Origin of the sequence: Leeuwenhoekiella aestuarii (genome assembly GCF_004104055.1) — a bacterium.
Taxonomy (GTDB): Bacteria; Bacteroidota; Bacteroidia; order Flavobacteriales; family Flavobacteriaceae; genus Leeuwenhoekiella; species Leeuwenhoekiella aestuarii.
On record NZ_QOVJ01000005.1, the window covers coordinates 97,396 to 112,624 of the forward strand.

13 protein-coding genes are annotated in these 15,229 nt (G+C 37.0%); 6 read left to right on the top strand and 7 right to left on the bottom strand.

Annotated elements, in window-relative coordinates; genetic code table 11:
- Positions 1 to 29: 29 nt before the first annotated feature.
- From DSM03_RS13520 to rlmB, 3 genes are all read left to right on the top strand, one after another.
- A complete protein-coding gene (locus tag DSM03_RS13520; RefSeq protein WP_128763230.1) occupies positions 30 to 3,242 on the top strand; it encodes a SusC/RagA family TonB-linked outer membrane protein in 3,213 nt (1,070 codons plus the stop codon).
- A gap of 11 nt (positions 3,243 to 3,253) precedes the next feature.
- Entirely contained in the window at positions 3,254 to 4,705 is a 1,452-nt protein-coding gene (locus tag DSM03_RS13525) for a SusD/RagB family nutrient-binding outer membrane lipoprotein (RefSeq protein WP_161568064.1), read from the top strand.
- Between the two features lie 91 nt (positions 4,706 to 4,796).
- Entirely contained in the window at positions 4,797 to 5,531 is a 735-nt protein-coding gene (gene rlmB / locus DSM03_RS13530; RefSeq protein WP_128762287.1) for a 23S rRNA (guanosine(2251)-2'-O)-methyltransferase RlmB, read from the top strand.
- Here rlmB and DSM03_RS13535 read toward each other — a convergent pair.
- A complete protein-coding gene (locus DSM03_RS13535) occupies positions 5,528 to 6,241 on the bottom strand; it encodes a rhomboid family intramembrane serine protease (protein WP_128763232.1) in 714 nt (237 codons plus the stop codon). The two genes, rlmB and DSM03_RS13535, sit on opposite strands and share 4 nt — an antisense overlap.
- A 159-nt stretch (positions 6,242 to 6,400) precedes the next feature.
- On the opposite strand from DSM03_RS13535, the gene DSM03_RS13540 reads away from it, so the two are divergent.
- Entirely contained in the window at positions 6,401 to 7,678 is a 1,278-nt protein-coding gene (locus DSM03_RS13540; protein WP_128763233.1) for a replication-associated recombination protein A, read from the top strand.
- A gap of 181 nt (positions 7,679 to 7,859) precedes the next feature.
- On the opposite strand, the gene DSM03_RS13545 is transcribed toward DSM03_RS13540, so the two are convergent.
- From DSM03_RS13545 to radC, 4 genes are all read right to left on the bottom strand, one after another.
- A complete protein-coding gene (locus DSM03_RS13545) occupies positions 7,860 to 8,741 on the bottom strand; it encodes a hypothetical protein (RefSeq protein ID WP_128763234.1) in 882 nt (293 codons plus the stop codon).
- A 59-nt stretch (positions 8,742 to 8,800) separates the two neighbouring features.
- Positions 8,801 to 9,493 carry a YjjG family noncanonical pyrimidine nucleotidase gene (locus DSM03_RS13550; RefSeq protein ID WP_128762291.1) on the bottom strand — a complete coding sequence of 231 codons (693 nt, stop codon included), beginning with the start codon at positions 9,491 to 9,493 and terminating at the stop codon, positions 8,801 to 8,803.
- On the bottom strand, positions 9,486 to 10,790 hold the full coding sequence (locus tag DSM03_RS13555; protein ID WP_128762292.1) for a polysaccharide deacetylase family protein: 1,305 nt from the start codon (positions 10,788 to 10,790) through the stop codon (positions 9,486 to 9,488). Before DSM03_RS13555 ends, DSM03_RS13550 begins: the two co-directional genes overlap by 8 nt.
- Before the next feature lie 129 nt (positions 10,791 to 10,919).
- The gene (gene radC, locus DSM03_RS13560; RefSeq protein ID WP_128762293.1) at positions 10,920 to 11,618 is read right to left on the bottom strand and encodes a RadC family protein; all 699 of its coding nucleotides are present in this window, start codon (positions 11,616 to 11,618) and stop codon (positions 10,920 to 10,922) included.
- A gap of 134 nt (positions 11,619 to 11,752) precedes the next feature.
- On the opposite strand from radC, the gene DSM03_RS13565 reads away from it, so the two are divergent.
- Positions 11,753 to 12,196 (top strand): DUF1569 domain-containing protein, encoded by a 444-nt coding sequence (locus DSM03_RS13565; RefSeq protein ID WP_128762294.1) that lies wholly within the window; start codon positions 11,753 to 11,755, stop codon positions 12,194 to 12,196.
- On the top strand, positions 12,193 to 12,819 hold the full coding sequence (locus tag DSM03_RS13570) for an FMN-binding negative transcriptional regulator (RefSeq protein WP_128763235.1): 627 nt from the start codon (positions 12,193 to 12,195) through the stop codon (positions 12,817 to 12,819). The genes DSM03_RS13565 and DSM03_RS13570 overlap by 4 nt, the downstream gene beginning before the upstream one ends.
- Here the strand turns inward: DSM03_RS13570 and DSM03_RS13575 are convergent.
- Together DSM03_RS13575 and DSM03_RS13580 are read right to left on the bottom strand one after the other, a co-directional pair.
- On the bottom strand, positions 12,816 to 14,168 hold the full coding sequence (locus tag DSM03_RS13575) for a UDP-N-acetylmuramate--L-alanine ligase (protein ID WP_128763236.1): 1,353 nt from the start codon (positions 14,166 to 14,168) through the stop codon (positions 12,816 to 12,818). The genes DSM03_RS13570 and DSM03_RS13575 overlap by 4 nt on opposite strands.
- 77 nt (positions 14,169 to 14,245) lie before the next feature.
- Complete coding sequence (locus DSM03_RS13580; RefSeq protein ID WP_128762297.1) at positions 14,246 to 15,205, bottom strand: tetratricopeptide repeat protein; 960 nt, start codon at positions 15,203 to 15,205, stop codon at positions 14,246 to 14,248.
- Between the last annotated feature and the right edge of the window lie 24 nt (positions 15,206 to 15,229).

The window sequence follows — 15,229 nt, forward strand, 5'->3', positions numbered from 1 at the left end:
GCGATTGGCTAATTCAAATAAACAATAACATGAAAATTAAATTTACTGGATTGCTAACGCTACTATTAGCGTTAGTAGTGCAAATCTCGTTTGCACAAACGAAAGAAGTAACCGGTACGGTTACTGATGGAAGTGGAGTTCCCCTTCCAGGCGTTAACATCGTCATTAAAGGAACCACTACAGGAACCCAAACTGATTTTGATGGAAACTATGCAATTTCTGCTTCTATAGGAGAAACTTTGGTTTTCTCGTATGTTGGTTTTGGTGACTCAGAAAAGGAAGTAGGAACTTCAAACACTATTAATGTAACATTACAAGCAGGTGAAGCACTTGATGAAGTTGTAGTAACAGCATTAGGTATTTCTAGAGAGAAAAAATCTTTAGGTTATGCTACTGAAGAAGTTTCTGGAGATCAAGTAAGTACTGTTACACAAGGAGGTAACATTGCAAACTCTTTATCAGGTAAGGTTTCTGGTCTACAGATTAAGCGTAACAGTAATATTGGTGGTTCTACAAACGTATTACTGCGTGGTACAAACTCATTGACAGGTAACAACCAGGCTTTGTTTGTTGTTGACGGTGTTATTATTGACAACTCAAACACTAACAGTTCTTCTCAAACACAAGCTGGAGGAGGTTTTGATTATGGTAATGCTGCATCTGATATTAACCCAGATAATATTGCTTCAGTTAACGTACTTAAAGGTGCAGCTGCAACAGCTCTTTATGGTAACCGTGCTTCAAATGGTGCAATCATTATCACCACAAAAAAAGGGGCTAAAAATGAAGGCATAGGTGTTTCTATCAATTCTGGAGTTCAGATTGGTCGTGTTAACAAAGAGACTTTCCCTACATATCAAAGTCAATATGGTGCTGGTTATGGTGCTTTTTATAGCGACACAAACCCATACTTTTTTGACGGTGATGTAAACGGTGACGGCACTACAGATTTAATCACTCCGCTTTCTGAAGATGCATCATATGGTGCTCCTTTTGATTCTAGTTTAATGGTTTATCAGTGGGATGCATTCTTTGACCCTACTAATCCAAACTTTGGTCAAGCTACACCTTGGACCTTCGCTGGTGACAATGGACCAATTTCTTTTTTTAACACAGCTGTTACTTTAACAAACAGCATCGCAGTTTCTGGAGGTACAGATAAATCTGCTTTCCGTTTAAATTACTCTAAGTTTGACGCTACTGGTATTATGCCAAATAGTGAGCAAAATAAGAATACGATCAACTTTAATGGTTCTCACGATTTTTCAGATAAGCTAACTGTTTCTACAAACATTAACTTTATTAATCAGAAGACTTTAGGTCGTAACGGTACTGGGTATAGTGATAACATTATATCTAACTTCCGCCAGTGGGCTCAAACTAACGTAAACTTTGAAGATCAAAGAAGAGCTTATGAAAGAACAGGACAAAACTATACATGGAATTACACTTCTGCGAATAACTCAACGCCTATTTTCTGGGATAACCCCTATTATGTGCGTAATGAAAACTATCAAAATGATGAACGTAACCGTGTGTATGGTAATGTTGCATTGACTTATGACGTTACAGATTGGTTCAACATTGTAGGTCGTGTAACAATGGATTCTTATGATGAATTTCAAGAAGAACGCACTTCTGTAGGAAGTAACCCTGTAGCAAAATATTCTCGTTTCAACAGAACATTTAGAGAATATAACTACGACTTAATTATGAACTTTGACACTGATATTACAGAGGACATTTCCTTCAATGGTATTTTAGGTACAAACATCAGAAGAAATGATATTAAGTCTGTTTACGCAATAACTAACGGTGGCCTTGTAGTTCCTGGTGTTTACTCTCTGGCAAATTCTGAAAACCCTATTGAAGCTCCAATTGAACAAGATGAGCAAATAGGCGTTGACGGGGTTTATGCACAAGCAAGCTTTGGTTTTTACAATAAGTTTTTCTTAGAAGGTACAATAAGACGTGATGCTACTTCTACTCTTCCTGAGAACAATAACTCTTTTTACTATCCTTCTGTGACAGGTTCTTATATCTTCTCTAACGACATCCATGCAGATTGGTTAAGTTTCGGTAAGATTCGTTTGAACTATGCAGAAGTTGGTACAGGTGCTGAATTTGCTCAATTGCAAAATGTTTTTGCTAAACCAACACCTTTTGGAACAGCAAATCTTTTTTCTGTATCAAGCACAAGACGTAATCCAGACTTAAAAGAGGAGCGTTTAACGAGTTATGAAGGAGGTTTAGAGTTAGACTTTTTCAAGAGAAGACTTGGTTTAGATCTTTCTGTTTACAAAACAAATACCACTAATCAGGTTTTACCTTTACGCGTTTCTGGTTCTACAGGTTACACTACAAAAATTGTTAACTCTGGAGAATTGCAGAACAAAGGTGTTGAAGTTTCTTTAAATGCTACTCCAATACTATCTGAAGACTTTAGCTGGGATATTAGAGTAAATTTTGCTCGTAATCGCAACAAGTTGCTTTCTTTATTTGAAGGTACAGACAACCTAGTACTTGGTTCTTTTCAAGGTGGTGTAACTCTTAATGGATCTGTAGGTCAGCCTTACGGAATTATAAAAGGTACAGACTATGCTCGTGACAATAACGGAAACCGAATTATTGATGAAGATGGTTACTACACTACTACAAGTTCTAATTCAGTTATTGGAAATGTTAACCCAGACTATACAGGTGGTGTGTTCAACTCATTTAAATATAAAAATCTTAGCCTTAGTTTCTTAATAGATGTTCAAAAAGGTGGAAGCGTATTTTCTCTTGACCAATATTATGGTCAGGCAACAGGTTTATATCCTAATACCGCATTTACAAATGACTTAGGAAACCCTGTACGTAATTCACTTGCAGATGGTGGTGGTGTGATTTTTGACGGTGTAACTTCTGATGGTTCTCCAAATACAACTCGTGTTGATGTTAGTTCTTTTGGAGTTTTTGGTTATCAAACATTCCCTAATTCTGAATTTGTTTATGATGCTTCTTATGTAAAACTTAGAGAAGTAGCTTTGAGCTATAATTTGCCATCACGCTTTTTAGATAACCTTTTCTTTACTAAAGCAACATTTACATTAACAGGATCTAACCTTTGGATCATTCACAAAAATGTTCCTTATGCTGATCCAGAAGCTGGTTTAAGTTCTGGTAACCTTCAAGGATATCAGAGTGGTGTTTTACCTACAACCAGAGATTATGGATTTAATGTAAGTCTTCAATTCTAAAAAAAATAATGATGATAAAAAAGATAATTTTAATAGGTCTTGGGCTTGTGCTTGCACAATGTTCTAGCGATCTAGAGGGCCTTAACGATAATGGAAAGGCTTTTACAGATGTACCCGGCGAGACTTTAATGTCTAATGCCCAGCGTGAATTAGCTGATCAATTAGTAAATACAAATGTTAATACAAATGTATTTCGCCTTTTTGCACAGCAATGGAGTGAAGCAACTTATGTTGACGAAGCGCGCTATAATATAATCACACGTTCTATCCCTGAAAGACATTGGAATATAATGTATCGTGATATTCTTAAAGATTTTGACGAAGCATCCATTAATATTGAAGCAGAAGAAATTTTAAATGTTTCTCCAGCTCAGTTTACTGAAGACACTGCAGTTAAATCTAATAAATTGGCTATAATTCAGATTCAGGAAACATTAGCTTGGCAAATATTAGTTGACACTTTTGGTGATATCCCTTTTACTGAAGCTTTAGATGTAGATAATATTAATCCTGCATATACAGATGACGAAGCTATTTATACTACTATTATTGATAATTTAAATTCAGCTTTAGATGCACTAGATCCTACTTATGGTAGTTTTGGTGATCAGGATTTATATTACGGTGGAGACGTTGCAAGCTGGATTACTTTTGGTAACTCTTTAAAATTACGTCTTGGTATGCATCTAGCAGATGTTAACCCTACATTAGCAGCTCAATTAGTTTCTGAAGCAGCAAACAATGTGATTATATCAAACGATCAAAATGCTACCATTTCTTATTTTGGATCTACTCCAAATACTAATCCACTTTGGGTTGATTTAGTACAGAGTAACCGTAGAGATTTTGTACCAGCAGATACATTTGTTGAAACAGTAAATGATCTTGAAGATCCTCGTCGTGATGTTTTTCTCTCTGACCCTGTTGATGGTGAGTATTTAGGGGCTCCTTACGGAAGCACTATTACTTATGATGACTATTCTCACTTAGGAGACATATTTTTTACTCCAACTTTAGAAGGTGTAATTTTTGACGCAGCAGAAGGGAACTTCTTATTAGCTGAAGCAGTAGAACGTGGGTTTATAACGGGTGTTGCTGCTGATTATTACAATGACGCTATTACTGCTAGTATGGTTTATTGGGGTGTAAGCGATACGGATGCTGCAACATATCTTGCTCAACCATCTGTTGCTTATGCAACTGCAGAAGGCACTTATAAGCAAAAGATAGGTATCCAGAAATGGATTGGTCTTTACAATCGTGGTTTTGAAGCATGGACTGAGTTTCGTCGTTTAGATTACCCACAATTAGAAGCGCCAGCTGCCTCTGCTTTTGATGCCGTTCCGCTACGTTTCACATATCCTGTAATTGAACAAAACTTAAACAACTCTGGTTACTCAGCTGCTGCTTCTGCAATAGGTGGTGACGAGTTAGATACTCCTATTTTCTGGGATGTAAACTAAGTTCTCTAGTTATTATTTGATTTAAAAGCCATCTGTATTACAGATGGCTTTTTTATTTCTGCATCCACCAAAACAAACCTATCTTTGCCGTATGTCAAAAAGCACTCACATTTACGGTACACGGGCGATTATAGAAGCGATAAATGCCGGTAAAGAAATAGGTAAAATATATCTTCAAAAAGGATTGAATAACCCGCTTTCTAAAGAGTTGGAAGGTTTAATCCGCGAACACGGAATTTCAGTTTCTTACGTTCCTCAGGAAAAATTATATAAATTATCAGATCAGAACCATCAGGGAGCGATTGCTACCATCTCCCCTATTCGGTTTGCTGAATTTGAAGCTACTGCTGAAGCTATTTTGGCAGCAGATAAGCCAGCACTGTTTTTATTATTAGACCAACTGACCGATGTTCGAAATTTTGGCGCAATTATCCGTACAGCAGTTTGCACAGGTGTTGATGCTATAATCGTACCCAAATCTGGGGGAGCACCAGTAACTGACGATACGGTTAAGACTTCAGCCGGAGCTATTTTCAATATCCCCATTTGTAAAGTAGATCATATTAAAGATGCACTTTTTTACTTACAGGGATCAGGAGTTCAGGTTGTGGCTGCAACAGAAAAAACTGAAAGCTCAGTTTACGATTTAGACTACACGACTCCCACTGCTTTAGTTATGGGTAGCGAAGGAAAAGGTGTAACTGCAGGAGTTTTAAAACTCGTAGATCAAAAAGCAAAATTACCAATGGTCGGAACAATCAGCTCACTTAATGTTTCAGTTGCTTGCGGTGCTTTTTTATATGAAATTGTAAGACAACGAAGCTAAACAATTGAATCGTCTTCCGAATCTTCATCAGATTCTTCTGGCGGATCTATAAAATTTCCGTGTTCGTCAAATTGTCGCAAAAAAGGATCATTTTCAGGATTATAAGCTTCGGTTTCCCAATGATATTTAACGGGTTTCGGTATTTTATTTTTAATAACAAAAGCCAGTAAAAGTCCGCCCAGAAAACCAGACAAATGTCCTTCCCAGCTCATACCTTCCTGAATAGGCATCGTTCCCCAAATAAGACTTCCGTAGAGAAAAACAACAATTAGCGAGAAGGCCGTAAGCCTATAATGTTTAGACCAGATTCCTTTAAAAAATAAAAAGGAAGCCAAACCATAAATTACACCGCTTGCTCCAATGTGGTAAGCCTGTCTGCCAATTAACCATGTTCCTAAACCTGAAATAAGTATTAAAATAAGCAATACGCGCCAAGCCACTGGTCTGTAGAAGTAAAAAAGGCCACCCATTAAAACTAAAGTAGGAACGCTGTTATGCCACAAATGACTCAAACCAGCGTGAATAAATGGTGAAAAAATAACACCTCGTAGGCCAGAAAGCGTTCTGGGCAAAACACCAAAATCTGTAAAATTGTATCCAAAACGAAGTTCAAACCAAAAGACAAGCCACATGAACAGCACAAATAATACGGGATACAAAACCACACCTGTACTAAATTGAAAACCTGTTCTTTGATCGTTCACACGCATAATGATTTCTAATATGCAATTGTTTAACCAAAAATCGAAAACAGGAAATACTGGCAGTAATTTGCACCATTAACTACCGGTTACTAATAATGCCGAAACATTTCTCAATTTTAAGTTGAGTTTTTGAGTTAATCAGTGCTAAATAAATAATTTTGAAGAATGAATGCACCACTAGCAGAACGTTTACGTCCTAAAACTCTAGACGACTATCTAAGTCAAGAACATCTTGTGGGTGATAAAGGCTCACTCACTTCTTCGATAAAATCTGGCATTATCCCTTCATTAATCTTATGGGGACCTCCGGGAGTTGGTAAAACTACTCTAGCTTCTATTATAGCGGAAGAATCAAAGCGTCCTTTTTATATTTTAAGTGCTATAAACAGTGGGGTTAAAGATGTACGTGAAGTTATTGATAAAGCAAAAAATGCCGGTGGGTTATTCACTCAAAAAAATCCGTTACTATTTATAGACGAGATACACCGCTTTAGCAAATCGCAACAAGATTCGCTGCTTGCAGCGGTAGAAAAAGGCTGGGTAACGTTGATAGGTGCAACTACCGAAAATCCCAGTTTTGAAGTTATACCTGCTCTCTTGTCCCGTTGTCAGGTTTATGTACTCAACCCGTTTTCTGCAGATGACCTGAGAGCGCTTTTAAAACGCGCAATGACTCAAGATGCAATTCTCGCTAAAAAAGAAATTATACTCGAGGAGACTGAAGCGCTTCTGCGCATAAGTGGTGGTGACGCGCGTAAACTGCTTAATATTTTTGAATTGCTTGTTACTACCACAAATTCTGAAAAAGTAGTTATTACTAACGAAATGGTTCAGCAAAAGGTGCAACAAAACACGGTGATGTATGACAAAACCGGCGAGCAACACTATGATATTATTTCGGCATTTATAAAATCAATTAGAGGTAGCGATCCCAATGCGGCAGTTTACTATCTAGCCCGAATGATTGAAGGCGGAGAAGATCTCAAATTTATCGCAAGACGCTTGATCATTCTCGCTTCAGAAGATATTGGCAATGCCAACCCAACCGCTTTAATTATGGCTACAAATGCTTTTACCGCAGTAACAACTATAGGCTACCCAGAATCTAGAATCATATTGAGTCAATGTGTGACCTATTTGGCAACCTCAGCAAAAAGCAACGCTTCGTATATGGCGATTAACAAAGCTCAGCAATTGGTAAAACAAACCGGAGATCTACCTGTGCCGCTTGCTTTACGTAACGCCCCTACAAAGTTGATGAAAGAATTGGGATATGGAGATGAGTATAAATATTCTCACGATGGTGCCGGAAATTTTATTTACCAGGAATTCTTACCCGAAGAGATTAAAAATCAAAAGCTCTATGAACCGGGAAACAATGCACGAGAAGACGGCATTCGCAAATTTCTTAAAAATCGCTGGGGAGATAAATACGACTACTAAGCTTTAGATTGATTCTTTTAACTCCAGTAAACTATCTCACAGCAAGGTCAAGAGGCATTATTTAGAATTAAATTCTCAATTTCGCAACAAACCTTTAGATATTAAATACTTAAGCAGTGCCAATAAAAAAAACTCCACCCTAAGTTTAGAATGGAGTTTTTTTATTGAAAAATATTCTTATTTACTTTTTAGTGAAAATCATTTTCACCAATCCGGAAACTCCTTTTATTTCACGCTCTACAGTAAACTCTGTACCATTATAATAACCAACTCCTGTGAATTCTGAAGTACTTACTAAATAAGATCCTGCTGAGGTTTTTACAGCGGTCCCTATTTTAGAATTCTCTTCGTAAACATCAAATCCAGAAGCTGTAGCTTTCATACTAAATGAACCATCTTCACTAGTTAAAACAGTTGTAATATCTTCTTCTATTACAGATTCATTTGTGCTGGGAGACGTAGTCTCAACATCAATAGCTGTGCTTACTTCTTCTTTTATTTCTTTGCCTGTATTCTTAACAGCAGCAGTCACAGCGACGACCTTAGACTCCTGCTTTTTTCTTATTTCCGGCACCAACTCTGCGGCTACATCTTCATCTTCCTCAATTAGCTCAGCGCGGTCTACAATCTCATCAGAATACGTATAACCATATTCTTCCTCAAACTCTTCAAACGCATCTCTAAATGCGTCCTGATGACCTGCCTTAAACTCTTTTATTTTACTTTTCCCTTCGGGTAAAACAAAGACTTCTTTACCTCTGCAATTCACTAAAGAAATCAAGGCTTTAATACTTAAAAATCCACTAACGGTAGCCCTAGCGTATAATGTATTACAACCATTCTCATTTAAATCTGCAGGCAACTCTTCGTTTTCCATATATGCATCAAAACCATATTTTATAAATAGAAAGCGGGTTAGTGCATTTACATCATATTCACCGGCTTCATCTTGAAACTCAAATTTTTGAGGAACAACGATGTATTTATAATCTCCTAATTCTTGAGCCGAAAGGCTTACAACTCCTAATAGTAATGCTAAGGCTAGTATTAAATTCTTTTTCATCATGTTTTTATAATCTATTAGTCTAACGAACTAATTTTTGTTTTGTTATCGTTCTCAATTTACAAAAATAAGCGAACAGACTTGATATCATCTACTGCAATCTCATCAACATGTAAATCTGCTTTGTGATAATTAAAACAGATTGTTCGCATCCCTATATTTTGCGCCCCTATAATATCTGCCTCATAAGTATCACCCACCATTATACTTTCAGTCACCGTTGCGGCAGCAGCATTTAAAGCATGGTAAAAAATTTTAGAGTCAGGTTTCTTAACACCAGCAGCTTCACTACTAGTCATCGTCTTAAAAAAGTGATCTATTTTTGAATTCTGAAGCTTTAAGGTTTGAACTTCCTCAAAACCGTTGGTTATAATATGCAGATGATACTTCTCATTGAGTTCTTCAAGTAGCTCGATAGCACCATCAAAAAGATGGTTATGTTTTGGCAGATAATCTATATAATCTACAGAGAGCCTATTTATCAAAAAATCATCAATGTTTATCTGCAAAGCATCAAAAGATTTCTTTAACCTCCCATAACGTAATTGTTCTTTCGTCACGCGAGCTTCTCTATAATATTTCCAATATTCAAAATTGATAGGAACGTAAACCTGCAGAAAATCTTCAACATTCACACTGATGCTGTTCTTCTCAAATATATCCTGAAACGCCAATTCTGAATTGCGATCAAAATCCCAAAGGGTATGATCCAGATCAAAAAAAACGTGCTTAATACCTTTAAATTTAGTCATTGACTAATTCTCTGAAAAATTGTTTCCACTGGCCTTCATCCTGACCTTTACCAGTGACTGATTTATTTTTAAAACTGAACACAAAATCACCCTTTACTCGCTCGACTTCTTCTTTCATTTTAAAGAAAATATCTAGTTCATGATTCAATTCTTTAACATCTACTCTTCGGGATTCAAAAGCACTTGCTTGTGCACAAATAGGATGAACAACCAATGGAGTTATACTCTCATAATCAAGATCATAAAAGTTAAAAGGTGTGCAAGTACCGGCTCTAAAACCCAAAACATCAGGATACCCCATTGAATAATCATTCTTGGCTTCCTGCTGAATCATCTCCCGGTAATGCGCAGGCAAACTCCCCATATGCGCACTGCAACGTACAGCATTGAGTTCTTTATTAGTAATACCTTCGATCCGTTTCTTTTCTAGCTTCATTTGTTTTTTACTAGACAAAGCTTCTTTAGAAAGTAACAAGCCAATCTCACTGTAATCGCCCACCATTTTTATGAGCTCTCTGAAAGTTTTTTTATTGTATCTGATGTTCTTGGTATAGGTAGAATAGTTACCTACCATAAAGAAGAAGACAAACTTAAATTTGGCATTTTTCTGAACATTTATCAACCAACTAAAGGTATCGTACGGATCTTTTCGCAGACCAATATTTACCCTAAAGCGTAACCAGATACGTTGAAACTGAAAATGTACCAAGTCACTTAAAAAACTAGTTAACCAGCGCATTATACCTATGCCATACATTTCATAAGCCTGCTCAACATCAACTAATGCCTGAAAAGAAAATTTACGCTTTGCGAAATCATAATCAGGATATTTTTCCTCTAGAACTTCTTTGAAATAATACGCCCAGATATCGATAACAGGCTGTGTTAAAAACTTGTTCTGAAACCCTAAACTTTCTCCTGCAGGAAACCTACCTTGCTCGTCTTTTACGTGTGGTAAAAACTCCTCATACCTGCTTAAAAGAACAAAAGCTGCTGCAAAAATATCGAAAGGTAAAAAACTTTTAGGACCAGTAACAAAGAAGCATTTTGTATCACGCCATTCTTGTACTTTGACCTCTATATCTGTTATTCCCTGCTCAAAGAGCACCTCTTGACTTTTAATATGCAATTCTTTACCAAGCGGTTTATTAGTATAAGAAAGCTTAAGACTGTCATGCACGATAAACTCATCTACCGCAGTCGTAAACTTGACAGGAATCCCCAAAATATTTGTACAAATATGCTTAAACGTATAACGTAAGCGCGGGGTTATTTTATGAGTATATATTAGGAGCATTTACAAATTCTTAATGGCAGGTTCTGCAATTTTCCAGTAAAGGTGCAAGAATTACAGTTAATTACATTGAAGTAAAACCCTATGGTTTTAACCATCAAATTTTTTTTCTTACTACAAGCACTGAAGATCTTAAAGCAAACCTTCATCAGCAAAGCTAAAGTAAGCATTTTCGGTAATGATTAGATGGTCTAGCACTTTTATATCAAGACTTGCTGCTGCGGTTTTGAGTTTTACCGTGATATCTTTATCAGCCTGACTGGGACGCAAACTACCAGAAGGGTGATTATGTGCTAAAATTATAGATACCGCCCCCGTCTCAAGAGCTTTGCGCAACACCAATCTCACGTCAACTAAGGTGCCGGTCATTCCACCTTTGCTAAGCTGATGCATCGTCATCACCTTATTAGAATTATTAAGATATAAAATCCAAAATTCTTCGTGACCGAGTTCGCCTAGTATTGGGTTCAAAAGCTCATATACTGCATTACTGCCGGTAATTTTCTTAACGTCTTCGGTTCTCTCTGCTCGGCGTCTGCGACCCAGTTCCATCGCTGCAGCAATGGTTATAGCTTTCGCTTCTCCTATACCTTTAAACTCCATTAACTGAGATATACTCAACTTTCCCAAAGCTGTCAAGTTATGTTCTGCGGAAGCTAAAATGCGTTTGCTTAAGCTCACCGCACTTTCATTGCGGCTTCCTGAACCTATCAAAATCGCAATGAGCTCTGCATCGGTTAAAGTGTCTTTACCTTTTTGTAGTAATTTTTCTCTGGGTCTGTCATCTAAAGACCAATTCTTAATTGAAAAATGTTCAGCTTTATGCTCCATAAAAATGAGTTGGGTTTAAGATCTCATCAAAAGACCTTAATGATTGAATTTAACAAACAGCTGTAAGGGAGCGTATTGAAATCCAAAATTAAAAAAAACGTACCTTTAATCACATCTTTAAACTTTTAAAAAGCATGAAAAACCTTTTTGAATCAGACACTTACAACGCTATTCTAGAACGAATGGATAATCTTTCACCTAAAAGTAGTGCCCATTGGGGAAAAATGAATGTAGGGCAGATGCTCAATCATTGCCAAAAACCTTTGGAAATTGCGATTTACAACAAGGACTTTGGACTCAAATCTAATTTTCTAATTCGTACTTTTTTCAAAAAGCCTATGTATGATGATAATGCATTCCGAAAAAATATGCCAACCCCAAAAGGATTTAAAGTATCTGAATCCAAAGATTTTTCTACTGAAAAAGAAAGTTTAAAATCGCTTATTGAATCTTTCTACAGCCTGAAAAACAAAAAAAATTGGGCACCACATCCGGTTTTTGGAAACTTTACACCAGAGCAATGGGGTAAAATGCAATACAAACACCTGGATCATCACTTTAGACAATTCGGAGTATGAGTTTATATCCACCTCAACACCATCAGGAATCTCAGTTTGAAAACGTCATCAAAACGATTGAAACATTTCCTCTGGCTCAGTTGATTTCAGTTTATAACAACAAACCTATAATCACACATTTGCCATTAAGATATTCTAGAAATGAAAAGTTCGGGACTCTCAGCGGACATATAGATAACATTAACCCCCAACTCAAGAATTTAAAACAGGGAGCTACTTCTACACTTGTTTTTAATGGGCCTGACATCTATATTTCACCCAGTATTTATAGCACTAAACAACTACCTACCTGGAATTATATCAAAGTACATTTAGAAGGAAAAGTAAACCGGATTTTAAGTAATGACGAACTTAAAATGGAGCTGATAGAACTCACTAAATTTCTTGAGGGCTCTGATCAAAAATATATTCTAGAAAAAGAAGACCCCCGGATGGAAGCCTTTGTAAATTATGTTACCGGTTTTGAACTAGAAATTACAGCCTGGGAAGGGAAATTTAAATTATCGCAAGACAAAAACAAAAAAGATCAAACCGCTGCTAAACATGAGCTTGCAACAAATTATACAGAAGTCATTCCTACCTATCTAGATTCGGTTTATGCTAACCACATAAAAAAGGGCTAGAGCATATTTTGCACACTATCAAAATCTAACCCACCATAATTACCACTACTCATAAGTAATAACACAGAATTTTTGAATTCCTGCTCGTTTAGATAATTTTTAAAATCAGCGGAATCTGTAAAAATTATAAGATCCTCACGCTCAAAAGCTGCTGCTATTTGCTCTTTACTGATCGCATCGAGTTTTTTTACCGCAACTGCTTCAGGGGAATAAAAAACCACCGCTTCTTCAGCAGCGTCTAAAGCTCCTTTATATCCTTTTATAAATTCGGCGTTAAGGCTACTGTATGTATGTAATTCTAAGCAGGCAATAAGTTTACGATCTGGAAACTGATTCTTAACTGCTTGGGTAGTTGCCGCTACCTTACTAGGCGAGTGTGCAAAATCTTTGAAGGCAATATTATCAGCGGTCTCCCCTATTTTTTCCAGACGTTTTGCCGCCCCCTCAAAACTGGCGATAGCCTCATAGAAGTCATCTTCATCAACACCCATATGCTGACAAATCCATTTTGCGCCGGCAAGATTGCTCAGATTGTGCTTTCCGAAAACAGATATTGGCATGGGGCCTTCTGGAGTTTCTAACAGCGTTTCTCCATTCTCAATCGTATATTCTGGTGTGGTGTAAGGATGCTTTCTGGTGGGAGCTGTAGCAGCTTCAGCAATGCGTTTAACCTCAGCATCTTCTTCATTATAAACTAAAATTCCGCCTCGTGAAATAGAACCTGCAAAGATCTCAAACTGCTCAACATAATTCTTGTAAGTAGGAAACACATTCACGTGATCCCAGGCAATACCACTTATCAAAGCAATGTTAGGTTTATATAAATGGAATTTGGGTCTGCGGTCTATTGGTGAAGAGAGATATTCATCACCTTCAAGCAAAATAAAATCGTTCTCTTCAGTTAAATGAACCATTGTCTCAAAACCCGGTAACTGGGCACCAACCATAAAATCAACTTCGCGATCGTGATAATGCAACACGTGCAAAATCATCGATGTAATTGTGGTCTTACCATGAGAACCGCCAATTACAACGCGGGTTTTTTCTTTAGCCTGCTCGAATAAAAATTCCGGATAACTGTAGATTTTAAGTCCGAGTTCTTGCGCTTTTAGCAATTCTGAATTGTCAGGCTTCGCGTGCATTCCTAAAATAACAGCATCCAGATTCTCTTCAATTTTATCAGGAAACCAACCTAATTCTTCTGGCAACAAATCATAGTTTGCCAAACGGGATTTAGAAGGTTCAAAAATGGCGTCATCGCTTCCGCTTATCTGATATCCTTTGTGATGTAATGCTAAAGCCAAATTGTGCATAGCGCTACCGCCAATTGCTATAAAATGTACACGCATAGTCTGTAATTGCTGTTAAAATAGAAGATGCAAGTTAAGAAATCAACAGCATCAAAAGCGACCGAAATACAAGTATTCTATAATTTAGAAATACGTTCTTTTTCCTCTAAAGCTTGCTCAAAATCAGGCTTATCGGCAAGAGCCAGATTGATATAGTGAATTGCGTGAGTCTTGTCGCCCCTATTTTTATAGATCTGAGCCATACGATAATGTGCCCAACTAACCGGCACCCCGTCTTTTACAGAATGATTTTCGATATAATGCTTAAGACTTGCTAACCCTAAATCGGGCTCGATATTAAATTCTGCTGCAATTTTACCTATCTGATAATTGATCTGGTTACGCTTGTGAAGTTTCAGACTAGAAGCTGCTGTATCCAAGGCTTTTTTAGGCTCATTCTTTTTCTCATACAGATTAATTAGCTTTTCATAAGTGGTAGGAGATCCTCCCACTTCAATAGCCTTTTTATAAAGCGCTTCTGCATTTTTCATATCCTTCTTATATTCGGCTACATAGCCTCTTGCGAGATAACCATCTACCGGAGATATATTTTGAAGTTCCATCGCATAAGCTTCAGCTTTTTTCTCGCTTCCACCGATGATTCCCGGAAGCTGAAGGTATAATTCTACAAGTGCCCAGCGTGTTTCTATATGTTTAGGATCTAATTCTGCAGCACGGGTAAAATGTTTTTTGATATCGTCTATATAAGTAAGCGCGCGCAATTTGCTACTATTTAAAGCTTTCATACCCAAAGCTCCACCATATTTAAAATTAAAATTAGCACTAGAAGGATTCTCTTCTAAAAGTTCCTCATAATAAGTTATGGCATCGTCCCAATTTTCTTTGTAAGAAGCTATATCACCCAGATATTCGCGCGTTTTAGCATCATTAGGATGCTGTTTTAAGTAAGCTAAAAATATAGGTTTTGCCTTATCAAAATTTTCAGCTTTAAAATATCCTTCAGCTTTTTGAAAATCTGTTTTTTGAGCCAATACTGTTGCTGAAAAAAGTAGAAAAAAAAGAATCCTTAAATGCATATCTGGTTGTTTGAGTCAAATCTA

Bases quoted from the DNA above. Each gene is read 5' to 3' on its own strand.
- DSM03_RS13520 (WP_128763230.1), top strand. From the start codon at position 30: ATGAAAATTAAATTTACTGGATTGCTAACGCTACTATTAGCGTTAGTA.
- DSM03_RS13525 (WP_161568064.1), top strand. From the start codon at position 3,254: ATGATAAAAAAGATAATTTTAATAGGTCTTGGGCTTGTGCTTGCACAA.
- rlmB (WP_128762287.1), top strand. From the start codon at position 4,797: ATGTCAAAAAGCACTCACATTTACGGTACACGGGCGATTATAGAAGCG.
- DSM03_RS13535 (WP_128763232.1), bottom strand. From the start codon at position 6,241: ATGCGTGTGAACGATCAAAGAACAGGTTTTCAATTTAGTACAGGTGTG.
- DSM03_RS13540 (WP_128763233.1), top strand. From the start codon at position 6,401: ATGAATGCACCACTAGCAGAACGTTTACGTCCTAAAACTCTAGACGAC.
- DSM03_RS13545 (WP_128763234.1), bottom strand. From the start codon at position 8,741: ATGAAAAAGAATTTAATACTAGCCTTAGCATTACTATTAGGAGTTGTA.
- DSM03_RS13550 (WP_128762291.1), bottom strand. From the start codon at position 9,493: ATGACTAAATTTAAAGGTATTAAGCACGTTTTTTTTGATCTGGATCAT.
- DSM03_RS13555 (WP_128762292.1), bottom strand. From the start codon at position 10,790: ATGCTCCTAATATATACTCATAAAATAACCCCGCGCTTACGTTATACG.
- radC (WP_128762293.1), bottom strand. From the start codon at position 11,618: ATGGAGCATAAAGCTGAACATTTTTCAATTAAGAATTGGTCTTTAGAT.
- DSM03_RS13565 (WP_128762294.1), top strand. From the start codon at position 11,753: ATGAAAAACCTTTTTGAATCAGACACTTACAACGCTATTCTAGAACGA.
- DSM03_RS13570 (WP_128763235.1), top strand. From the start codon at position 12,193: ATGAGTTTATATCCACCTCAACACCATCAGGAATCTCAGTTTGAAAAC.
- DSM03_RS13575 (WP_128763236.1), bottom strand. From the start codon at position 14,168: ATGCGTGTACATTTTATAGCAATTGGCGGTAGCGCTATGCACAATTTG.
- DSM03_RS13580 (WP_128762297.1), bottom strand. From the start codon at position 15,205: ATGCATTTAAGGATTCTTTTTTTTCTACTTTTTTCAGCAACAGTATTG.